We start from the raw sequence: 10,860 nt of genomic DNA, 5'->3' as shown, positions 1-10,860 counted from the left end.
CCAATGAAGTCCGTCAAACACGATGCGCGGATTGACATACTTTATATGTGCACCGTGAGGAATACGACCTCTTTCAGCAAGACAGATCCAATTGAATTTCTGTCTATTTTTCTTTTTAGAAGGCGTCAGTTTCTCTAGTTTCACATGCGTGTCGGTGATTTTGATTTTCGATGTATCTTGATAAAAGCTCGGTCGCGTTCGTTTTTTCGTTTTAAACTTCGGAAACTTCGCCCGTCCTTCAAAAAAGTTTTTGTAAGCTTGATACGCGTCTTTGATCGCTTGTTTTGTGATGTTATTGGAATAATTGTTGAGCCAACTGTACTCTTTCGTTTGTTTGAGCTGCGTTAATCTTTTTCTTAGTTCACCATCACTTAAAAATTTGCCACCTTGTTTATGATTTTCTTGTTGTTGCGCTAATGCAAAGTTATACGCCCATCTGGCAACACCTGCGCATTGAAAAAGCTTCGTCTTTTGCTTATTGTTGGGCAGAAGCATGACTTTGTACGTGCGAATCATCTTCTCCCAGCCCCTTTTTGACTTTTTTCATATAAAATGATCATCAGATTTTTATAAATATTTATTTTATATATTTATCATGAACAGTCAAAAGCCCCTTTCAACGCCGTCACCGTCGCTATAAACGAAGCTTCATCAAAAATCGAATAGACGTTGACATGACGGTTTATTTTTTTCACTAGACCGCTTAATACTTTTCCAGGACCGATTTCGATAAACGTATCTACACCCAAGTCAATCATCGTTTGAACAGATTGCTCCCAACGAACCGGGGAGTATAACTGTTCAACGAGACGTTGTTTGATTTCTGTTGGATTTGTCATCGGCTCAGCTGTCACATTTGAAATGACTGGCACAGCGCTTTCTTGAAACGCCAACGTATCAAGTACCGATAAAAACTGCTCTGCCGCCGGTTTCATTAAAATGGAGTGGAACGGCCCGCTTACTTCGAGCGGAATGACTCGCTTCGCTCCTTTTTCTTTTGCCAGTTGTGACGCTCGCTCAACCGCTTCTTTCGCTCCTGAAATGACAATTTGTCCCGGACAGTTTAAGTTCGCTAATTGAACCGGAGATGATTCCGTTGAAGCTTCATCGACTACTTGTTGCAATAAATCTTCATCCATCCCAAGCACCGCAGCCATCGTTCCTTGTCCTGACGGCACTGCTTTTTCCATAAATTCTCCGCGCTTACGCACCGCATATACAGCGTCAGAAAACGACAGCACCGATGCTGCAACAAGTGCACTATATTCCCCGAGGCTATGTCCTGCCACATAATGAGGGGCAATACCTGCTTCTTTTACTTTTTGCAAAAACGCGATGCTTGTCGTGAGTAATGCTGGTTGGGCATTTTCTGTTTTTGTTAATACATCTTGTGGTCCTTCAAAAATAAGTTGTGACAAAGAAACTTGCAATCGTTCATCCGCTTGGCGAAAAACAGCTGCTACTTTTTCATCTTTTTCCGCCCACTCTTTTCCCATACCAACCGTTTGTGAACCTTGTCCTGGAAAAATAAATGCGATTTTCCCCATCATGTCACCTCTTATTATTTTATTTCCGCTATCGATTTTTTCACCGTCTGTATAACGTCGTTTACGACCATTTCACGCGCTTGGCGCACCGCATGAAAAATGGCGTGCGCATCCGATGAACCGTGCGCTTTAATGACAGGTGCTCGTAAACCAAACAGTGCCGCACCGCCATATTCTGCATAATCCATTTTTTTCTTCAACTGCATAAGTTGTGGCTTTAACGCAAGTGCCGCCATTTTGCTTACAACATTGCTTGTCAATGCCGATTTTAACATCGAGAAAACAGCGATTGCCGTGCCTTCGATCGTTTTTAGTGCGACGTTGCCGGTGAATCCGTCCGTAACAACGACATCAGCTACGCCTTCTAATAAATCGCGCGCCTCTACGTTGCCTACAAAGTTTAACGATGTATGTTGGATAAGCTGAAACGCTTTTTTCGCTAGTTCATTTCCTTTTTGATCTTCTGTTCCAACGTTTAATAAACCAATGCGTGGACGATGAATACCGCGCACTTTTTCGGCATATGCCGCGCCCATAAGCGCATATTGCAATATATGTTCTGGGCGAGCATCAACGTTTGCGCCAACGTCCAACAACACAAATCCTTTTCCATCAATCGTTGGCAACGTCGGAGCAAGCGCAGGACGATCAATCCCGTCGATGCGACCGACGATAAACAGCCCTGCTGCCATTAAAGCGCCTGTATTGCCTGCGGAAATGCATGCATGGGCACGTCCTTCGCTTACTTCGTTTGCCATTAATACCATGGATGCCTCTTTTTTGCGGCGAACAGCACGGACAGGCTCATCTGTTGCTTCAATGACTTGTTCGGTATGAATAATGGAGAGTCGTTCATCATTTGTTATGTATGGGCGAATGAGCGTTTCATTCCCAACGAGCGTAATTTCGATATCTTGAAAATGCTCAATCGCCTTTTGTGCACCGATCACGACTTCTTTTGGTGCGTGATCGCCTCCCATGGCATCTATTGCGATTTTCATTTTTCTTCTCCATCCTTTTTTACAACGTTTGAACGGTACATATGAAATTCTCCTTGAAAGACAAGTTCTTGTCCTACGTAGCTATTGACTTCGACGACTGTGCGTCCATTTTCATTTAAATTTTTCACTTTCGCTTTGGCGACGACACGCTCGCCTTCTTTGACAGGACGCATAAAGCGAATGTTTGCCTTTGCTGTTAATGCGAGTTCATCGTTAATGACTGCTACCGCAAGCGAATTTGCTTGCGCAAACAAATGATGTCCTCGTGCAATTTGATTGCGTTTAAACACGTGTTCTTTTTTTACATCAAAAATGGAAATTGCACTTTCATCTAACTGTATATCGATGATTTCTCCAATTACTTCTTCAATGGGCAACGACTTCACTTCGTCAGCAAATGTGCGCTCAGCAACATGTTTAATGCGCTCACGCAACTCCGGAATCGATAGTTCTAAGCGATCGAGGCGGATCGTTTGAATGCTGACTGAAAATTTTTCGGCAAGTTGTTCGTCCGTAATAAAAGGATTTTCTTCGATCGTTGCTTGCAGTAATCGTTGCCGTTCGCGTTTATTTCTTCTCATTTTCGATCCACCATCCGAATTATTACTAGGTACTAATAGTAGTATATAACACCGAGAGTAACATTTCAACAACTTTTAATCTAATTTTTCGCCGTTTAAAACGCCCGATTGTTGTAAATGTTCGCGAAGAAAAGCGTATTTTTCTTCGCGCCAAAACGAAGGCGAGGCAATGAGGCGTTCCGCATCTTGTCGCGCCACTTCTAAAATGCGATAATCGTGAACAAGATCACCGAGACGAAACTCTGGCATGCCGCTTTGTTTCGTCCCAAAAAAATCACCGGGTCCGCGCAGCTCTAAATCTTTTTCTGATAGCACAAAACCATCGTTCGTTTCCGTCATAATGCGCATTCGCTCTTTTCCTGCTTCTGATTTTGGATCAGCGACTAAAATACAGTACGATTGGGCTTGTCCGCGCCCAACACGCCCACGTAGCTGATGAAGTTGCGAAAGACCAAAGCGGTCGGCATCGTAAATGACCATCACGGTTGCGTTCGGAACGTTTACACCAACTTCTACAACCGTTGTTGATACTAAAATATGAATGTCATTGGCGCTAAATGCACGCATCACTTCTTCTTTTTCTTCTGAAGATAAACGGCCGTGCATAAGCCCGATGCGATACCGCCCTTTATAGTAGTGCGTCAACATCGCATGCACGTCGATTGCGTTTTGGACATCCAGTTTTTCCGATTCCTCAATAAGCGGACAAATGACGTATGCTTGATGACCTGCATCCACTTGTTTTGCCATAAATTGAAATACACGCTCAAGCATATCGTGTTTCACCCAATACGTTTCAATTTTTTTCCTTCCTTTTGGCATTTCATCAATGATGGACACGTCCATTTCTCCAAATGCCGTAATGGCAAGCGTACGCGGAATCGGAGTAGCCGTCATAAATAGCACATCAGGCGATTGTCCTTTTTCACGTAAAATACGCCTTTGTTCGACACCAAAGCGATGTTGCTCATCTGTGATGACAACGCCAAGTTTCGCAAAATTCACATCGTCTTGAATAAGGGCATGCGTGCCGACAACAACATGAACGTCACCTAAAGCGAGCTGTTCAAGTAGCTGTTTGCGCCTTTTTCCTTTTACCGAACTTGTCAACAGTTCGACACGAATACCCATCGGCGCAAGAAGCGTACAAAGTGATTCAGCATGTTGCTCGGCTAAAATTTCCGTCGGTACCATTAACGCTCCTTGATACCCTGATAAATACACCGCATATAATGCAACGGCTGCAACGACTGTTTTTCCGGAACCGACATCTCCTTGCAATAGGCGATTCATGCGATATGGCGATTTTAAATCTTGCACAATTTCACGTACAACGCGTTGCTGAGCATTCGTTAGCGGAAACGGAAGCGATTGAATAAACGATTGAAGTTGCCCATCTGAAAAGCGATGCGCAATACCTGGTGACTGTTCACGACGATATTTTTTTAACGCTTGCATTTTTAATTGAAAAAGTAAAAACTCTTCGTAAACGAGACGGCGTCGTGCTTGCTTTAGTTGCTCGTGCGAAAGCGGCATATGAATCGCCCGAATCGCATCGCGTTTTGATATAAGGCGATATGTTTGCAATAGCTCGCTCGGCAACGGGTCGACAATCGCATCACCGTATTGTTGTAAAGCGAGTGCAATAAAGCGCCGCATGCCTTTTACTGTTAAGTCGCCACGCGTTGAATAGACCGGTTCGATTTCTTTTTGTCGCTTCATTTCGCCGATATGCAGCTGCTGTACGGTGATCGTTTGACGATGTTTGTCCCACTTGCCTGTGATCGTCACCGTTTCGTGCAGGGTGAGCTTTTTTTTCAAATACGGTTGGTTAAAACAAACAGCCGTCACTAAAAATCGGTCAACAAGGACGCGAAACGTTAAGCGCGACTTTTTGCGGCTATAATACGTAAGCACAGGCTCACTATACACTTTGCCAATGATCGTAATTTTTTCATCGTGCTTTGCTTCTTCTAATGCACATATGCGATAATCTTCGTAACGAAAAGGGAAATGATACAACAGTTGTTCAATTGTATCAATCCCCATTTCATGAAGCGCGGCGGCTGTTTCTTCTCCAATTCCTTTAATCGCTGTGACTGATTGATGTAATACGTCACTCACGTTCGTTGTTTGGCTTACCGAAAATATCCGCTTCGAATTTGCGAGCGGTCGGCGTCGCCGCTAACCCTCCTTGTGCTGTTTCTTTTAATGCCACTGGCATCGTCTGGCCGATGCGGAACATCGCTTCAATGACTTCATCGCACGGAATACGACTTTGTATGCCAGCAAGCGCCATGTCAGCAGCAATCATTGCATTTGCCGCTCCAATTGCATTTCGCTTGACACACGGTACTTCCACTAACCCTGCAACGGGGTCACAAACGAGTCCAAGCATATTTTTTAAAGCGATCGCCATCGCCTCTGCCGCTTGTCTTGGCGTACCGCCAGCCATCTCGACAAGCGCTGCCGCCGCCATACCTGCCGCTGAGCCGACTTCCGCTTGGCAACCTCCTGCCGCACCGGAAATGGATGCATTGTTTGCGACAACAAATCCGAACGCACCAGCTGTAAATAAAAACTCAACCATTTGTTCACGCGTCGGCTGCAGTTTTTCTTTAACCGCAAATAATGTGCCTGGAACGACACCAGCTGATCCTGCTGTTGGTGTTGCACAAATCATTCCCATCGCTGCGTTTACTTCGTTCGTTGCCATCGCTTTACTGACGGCATCTAAAATCGTTTCTCCCGATAAAAACTGACCACGAGCAATATATTGCTGTAAGCGTGTCGCATCGCCGCCTGTCAATCCGGAATGCGAACGAACACCCGCTAGTCCGCGAATGACGGCTTGCTCCATCACTTGTAAGTTTTTCTCCATTTGCGCAATAATGTCCTCTCGGCTGCGCTCTGTCACTTCCATCTCTTGACGAATCATTACTTCTGCAATTTTCATTTGTTCTCGTTCTGCTCGTTCAACGAGTTCTGCTACATTTCGAAACATGGTTGTCTCCCCTTTGCACCGCTTTACTCAACAATTTTTGTTACATCAATAATATGTGGTAACGCTTTTAATTGCTCAACGATCGCATCATCAATATTTTGATCGACTTCGATCGTCATTAACGCCTGTTTTCCTTTTTCTTTTCGCGATACTTCCATATGGCCGATATTAATCGCATATTTCGCTAGCACGTTCGCTACTCCTGCGATGGCACCGTAACGGTCATTATGCATAATTAAAAGGGCAGGATGATGACCAGAAAGCTTCAGCTCGAAACCGTTTAGCTCAATAATTTCGATTTTCCCACCGCCAATGGAAATGCCGACAAGCTCAAGCTCACCTTGTTCATCGCCGAGGCGAATTTTTGCTGTATTTGGGTGAGGAGGAATGGCTTCCTCTTCATGAAACGTGATGCGAATCCCTTCTTGTTTGGCGATTTGCAACGATGTTTTCATTCGTTCATCAAACGTATCGAAATTTAATAAACCGCCGACGATGGCGACATCTGTTCCGTGTCCTTTATACGTTTGGGCAAATGAACCATAAAAGAAAATATCCGCCCACGTTGGTTTTCTGCCGAATAAGTTGCGTGCCACTTTGCCGATGCGTACTGCTCCTGCCGTATGCGAGCTCGACGGACCAATCATAATCGGACCGATAATATCAAATACACTCCGATATTTCATATTTGTTCTCCCCTTTGTTATCTTCATGAAAAAGAAGGGGAACGTTCCCCTTCTTTTATCGTATGTGAATAGCAACCATGCGTTTTATTCAATCGCAAAAATAAACGGATATAACGGCTGACCGCCATGATGTGTTTCAACTTCCACATGCGGGAATTGTTGTTCAATAAATTGAACGATGTGCGCAGTTTGTTCTTCGGTCGCATCTTCACCAGAAAGAATTGTTACAATTTCATCTTCTTCGCCAATCATATGCGTAAGTAGCGTCTCAACGACAGAATGAAGTTCTTTATGAGATACGACAATTTTGCCATCGGCAATTCCCATATAATCGTCTTTTTCAATTTCAACGCCGTCAATGTTTGTATCGCGTACAGCAAACGTTACTTGTCCTGTTTTTACGCGGGCAAGTGCCTCTGTCATTACTTCCTCGTTTTCTTCTTTTGTCGCAGAAGGGTTAAATGAAAGCAATGCAGTCATTCCTTGTGGAACGGTTTTTGATGGAATGACGACTACATCACATGAAGCGACAGACGCAGCTTGTTGAGCTGCTAAAATGATGTTTTTATTGTTTGGCAAAACAAATACCGTTTGGGCATTTACTTCTTCAATTGCTTTTACGATGTCTTCTGTGCTCGGATTCATCGTTTGTCCGCCTTCGATGACCGCATGAGCACCAATGCTTTTAAATAATTCAGCAATGCCATCGCCCATGGCTACCGCAACGATGCCGTACGGGATGCGTTCTTGCTTTTTCGGCGGCTGCATCTCTTGATGGACGATATTTGCATGCTGTTCACGCATATTTTCGATTTTAATATTAATTAAGCTTCCGTAACGTTGCGCGTATGTGAGCACTTCGCCCGGTTGTTCTGCGTGAATATGCACTTTCACTACTTCATCATCTGCAATGACAAGTAGCGAATCGCCGAAGCGGCTCAAATCTTGACGGAACGTCTCTTCACGAAATGGGTGTTTCGCTACTTTATCTTGTTCAAACTTCACCATAAATTCCGTACAATACCCAAATTCAATATCATCTGCGCTAAGATGGCTTTGCACGTTGCGGTGATGTTCGGTACGAACGAGCTGTTCCATCGACAACGCTTCTGTTTCTGCAATCGTTTCGCCTTTTAATGCAGCTAAAAAACCTTCGTACACAAATACGAGACCTTGGCCGCCGCTGTCGACGACACCTACTTCTTTTAATACAGGAAGTAAATCAGGGGTGCGCTTCAGCGATGCTTTTGCCTCTTTTAATACTTCCGTCATTACAACGACGATGTCAGCTTCTTTTTTCGCCACAGCTACTGCGCGCTTTGCTGCGTCTTTTGCAACCGTTAAAATCGTGCCTTCAACCGGTTTCATGACCGCTTTGTATGCTGTTTGTACACCTGCTTCAAGCGCTGCCGCAAACTCTTTGCTGTTAATTTCACTTTTTTGTTCAATCGCTTTCGCAAATCCACGAAATAGTTGTGATAAAATAACGCCCGAGTTGCCGCGCGCTCCCATTAACAATCCTTTCGCTAATGCGCCCGCCACTTTTCCGATATGATCAGATACGTGGTTTTTCACTTCTTTCGCACCGGACGTCATCGACAAATTCATATTCGTTCCTGTATCCCCATCCGGAACGGGAAAAACGTTTAATGCATCTACTGTTTTTGCGTTGTTCGCTAAATGTGTCGCGCCTTGCAATACCATTTGTGCAAAGCGTTTCCCATCTAATGTTGTCATTGCCACAGACTAGTTCCTCCTCACTACGGATTCGTGACACGAACCCCTTGAACATAGATGTTAATTGACTGGACAGATAAACCTAACGTTTGATCTAACGTATACTTCACTTTCGTTTGGACGTTATGTGCCACTTCAGAAATTTTTGTTCCATAGCTGACGATGACGTATAAATCAATGTGCACTTCATCGTTCTCTTGGCGTACAACAATGCCTTTGGCGAAATTTTCACGACGTAAAATTTCAGCAATGCCGTCTTTCAGTTGATTTTTTGATGCCATGCCGACAATGCCGTAACAATCGACCGCGGCTCCTCCAGCAATCGCTGCAATCACATCGTTACTAATTTCAACACGACCGTATTTCGTTTGCAATTCAATGGACATCGCTCAAGTCCCCTTTCTTGTTAGGTAGCTAACGCCATTGTACTATACTCCGCTTATTTTTAAAAGCTTCTACCCATAGTATATTTACCCGAAACAGAAAACAGATGTCAAGGTTATTTTCTTGAAACAGTTGATCGGAAGTATTGCAATCCGTTTTTATGTATGATAAATTATAGTAGTGTTTTGAGCACGTAGTTTGGCAAGTGAGGAGGGAAACAAAATGGCAAAATGCTTTGTAACTGGTAAGAAAAAATCATTCGGAAACGCTCGTTCTCACGCAATGAATGCGAACCGCCGTACATGGAAAGCGAACCTTCAAAAAGTTCGCATTTTAGTTGACGGAAAGCCAAAGCGCGTTTGGGTTTCTGCTCGCGCATTAAAATCCGGAAAAGTAGAACGTGTGTAATAGAAAAAAGCACCAATCATTTGGTGCTTTTTATCCTTTTTTGAACGAGTTTAACATCGCTCGTACAATTCCACCTAAAAATTTTGGCAACTTAATCGTATAAAATTTCACCATGATTCCCTCCCCTACTGTGCACACTCTTCTACCATTATATTCATCTCCGCACAAATCGTACCTCGAAGCGTTTATTTTTCATCCTTGCTTCTTATCATCATTAATATGCCTTCAGTAAACGAAAAAGTACCAAAATGATGGATGAGTTCATTACTTACGCATAATGTTGAGCCGAGTGGTATATCGTGCGCATTAAGCGGATATTTAAATCCGCGAAGCGTTAAAGCGCGAATCGGGGTCATTGGGATAAGGGAAATATACGAATAATTCCCCTCGTTTTTAACCGTATGTTCGCCGCTTCGATAAAGCGTAACGACGTTTTGGCGATCAATTAATTCAATTTGTCCATCTTTTCCTTTAAACAAAAGCTGTACGTTCCCGAATAAATGGTCAAGTCGTCCGCCGGTCACCCCAAACAAACGAATTTTCGTTGCCTTTTGTTCCAGCGCCCAATCGAGCGCAATGTCTGTGTCGGTTTGATCTTTTTCCGCTGGCCATATGTCGATGTGAGGTAATTTGTTTTTCAATTGTTGTAACTCTTGTTCATCAATTGAGTCAAAATCGCCAAATGCTCGCTTTGGCATGATTCCCGCATCAAGCAACGCTAAAACGCCGCGATCTACTCCTACCCAACATACATCTTCTCCGTCATAAGCTTGTAAATGTGGCAAAAGATTGGTCGGTCCGCCTGCTACAAGATGAATAATCAATGGGCTCACCTCCTAAGAAAGAAGGATGTGTCAAGATGACACACCCTCACGAATAGCGCGAATCGCTTTAGCACGATCGGCTTGATTATAAATGGCTGATCCAGCAACGAGCACGTTCGCACCGGCTTCGACGCAAAGCTTTGCCGTTTCTGCGTGAATGCCGCCGTCGACTTCGATTTCAACAGAAACCCCTCGTTCACGAACGAGTGTTGAGAATGCGTGAATTTTTGGAAGCACTGCTGGAATAAACGATTGTCCGCCAAAACCAGGGTTGACCGTCATAAATAAAACGAGGTCGAGGTCTTCAATCACATGTTCAATCATCGAAATCGGCGTATGCGGATTTAACGCTACTCCTGCTTTCACACCATGTTCTTTAATAAGATGGATCGTGCGATGTAAATGCGGACACGCTTCAACATGTACCGTCAAATAATCTGCTCCTGCTTTTGCAAATGTCGGGATATAACGATCGGGTTGTTCAATCATTAAATGAACGTCAAGCGGCAATGTCGTCACAGGACGGATCGCCTCGACGATGAGCGGTCCGATGGTGATATTTGGGACGAAATGCCCGTCCATGACATCAACATGAATATAATCCGCTCCCCCGCGCTCTACGTCGATAATTTCTTCGCCAAGTTTAGCAAAATTGGCAGATAAAATGGATGGTGCAATTTTAACCATG

The 10,860-nt window shown here is 44.0% G+C and carries 13 protein-coding genes; 1 reads left to right on the top strand and 12 read right to left on the bottom strand.

The window, feature by feature from the left end; translation table 11 throughout:
• The 9 genes from LD028_RS12765 to LD028_RS12725 form a co-directional block, all read right to left on the bottom strand.
• The coding region (locus LD028_RS12765) for an RNA-guided endonuclease InsQ/TnpB family protein (protein ID WP_237812037.1) at positions 1–516 on the bottom strand (516 nt) is incomplete at its 3' end.
• A gap of 77 nt (positions 517–593) precedes the next feature.
• On the bottom strand, positions 594–1,547 hold the full coding sequence (fabD, locus tag LD028_RS12760; RefSeq protein WP_237812036.1) for an ACP S-malonyltransferase: 954 nt from the start codon (positions 1,545–1,547) through the stop codon (positions 594–596).
• 14 nt (positions 1,548–1,561) lie between these two features.
• Entirely contained in the window at positions 1,562–2,548 is a 987-nt protein-coding gene (gene plsX, locus LD028_RS12755) for a phosphate acyltransferase PlsX (protein WP_237812035.1), read from the bottom strand.
• The gene (gene fapR / locus LD028_RS12750) at positions 2,545–3,129 is read right to left on the bottom strand and encodes a transcription factor FapR (protein WP_006323114.1); all 585 of its coding nucleotides are present in this window, start codon (positions 3,127–3,129) and stop codon (positions 2,545–2,547) included. The genes plsX and fapR overlap by 4 nt, the downstream gene beginning before the upstream one ends.
• 75 nt (positions 3,130–3,204) lie before the next feature.
• Positions 3,205–5,253 (bottom strand): ATP-dependent DNA helicase RecG, encoded by a 2,049-nt coding sequence (gene recG, locus LD028_RS12745; RefSeq protein ID WP_077429457.1) that lies wholly within the window; start codon positions 5,251–5,253, stop codon positions 3,205–3,207.
• Positions 5,246–6,133 carry an L-serine ammonia-lyase, iron-sulfur-dependent, subunit alpha gene (gene sdaAA / locus LD028_RS12740; RefSeq protein ID WP_006323117.1) on the bottom strand — a complete coding sequence of 296 codons (888 nt, stop codon included), beginning with the start codon at positions 6,131–6,133 and terminating at the stop codon, positions 5,246–5,248. The genes recG and sdaAA overlap by 8 nt, the downstream gene beginning before the upstream one ends.
• A gap of 23 nt (positions 6,134–6,156) precedes the next feature.
• Positions 6,157–6,819 (bottom strand): L-serine ammonia-lyase, iron-sulfur-dependent subunit beta, encoded by a 663-nt coding sequence (gene sdaAB, locus LD028_RS12735; RefSeq protein WP_006323118.1) that lies wholly within the window; start codon positions 6,817–6,819, stop codon positions 6,157–6,159.
• A gap of 84 nt (positions 6,820–6,903) precedes the next feature.
• Positions 6,904–8,562: a DAK2 domain-containing protein gene (locus LD028_RS12730; protein WP_237812034.1), complete on the bottom strand. Its 1,659-nt coding sequence runs from the start codon at positions 8,560–8,562 to the stop codon at positions 6,904–6,906.
• A gap of 17 nt (positions 8,563–8,579) precedes the next feature.
• Positions 8,580–8,942: an Asp23/Gls24 family envelope stress response protein gene (locus LD028_RS12725; RefSeq protein ID WP_006323120.1), complete on the bottom strand. Its 363-nt coding sequence runs from the start codon at positions 8,940–8,942 to the stop codon at positions 8,580–8,582.
• Positions 8,943–9,162: 220 nt separating this feature from the next.
• On the opposite strand from LD028_RS12725, the gene rpmB reads away from it, so the two are divergent.
• The gene (gene rpmB / locus LD028_RS12720) at positions 9,163–9,348 is read left to right on the top strand and encodes a 50S ribosomal protein L28 (RefSeq protein ID WP_021094248.1); all 186 of its coding nucleotides are present in this window, start codon (positions 9,163–9,165) and stop codon (positions 9,346–9,348) included.
• A gap of 30 nt (positions 9,349–9,378) precedes the next feature.
• Here the strand turns inward: rpmB and spoVM are convergent, their stop codons facing one another.
• The 3 genes from spoVM to rpe form a co-directional block, all read right to left on the bottom strand.
• Positions 9,379–9,459 carry a stage V sporulation protein SpoVM gene (gene spoVM / locus LD028_RS12715; RefSeq protein WP_003394991.1) on the bottom strand — a complete coding sequence of 27 codons (81 nt, stop codon included), beginning with the start codon at positions 9,457–9,459 and terminating at the stop codon, positions 9,379–9,381.
• 74 nt (positions 9,460–9,533) lie between these two features.
• Entirely contained in the window at positions 9,534–10,172 is a 639-nt protein-coding gene (locus LD028_RS12710; RefSeq protein ID WP_237812033.1) for a thiamine diphosphokinase, read from the bottom strand.
• A gap of 30 nt (positions 10,173–10,202) precedes the next feature.
• Positions 10,203–10,859 (bottom strand): ribulose-phosphate 3-epimerase, encoded by a 657-nt coding sequence (gene rpe / locus LD028_RS12705; RefSeq protein ID WP_077429459.1) that lies wholly within the window; start codon positions 10,857–10,859, stop codon positions 10,203–10,205.
• Position 10,860: the final 1 nt, after the last annotated feature.

This window comes from Anoxybacillus sp. LAT27, from assembly GCF_022030075.1.
In the GTDB taxonomy this organism is placed as follows: domain Bacteria; phylum Bacillota; class Bacilli; order Bacillales; family Anoxybacillaceae; genus Anoxybacillus; species Anoxybacillus kestanbolensis.
This window is presented reverse-complemented; position numbering and strand designations above follow the sequence as displayed.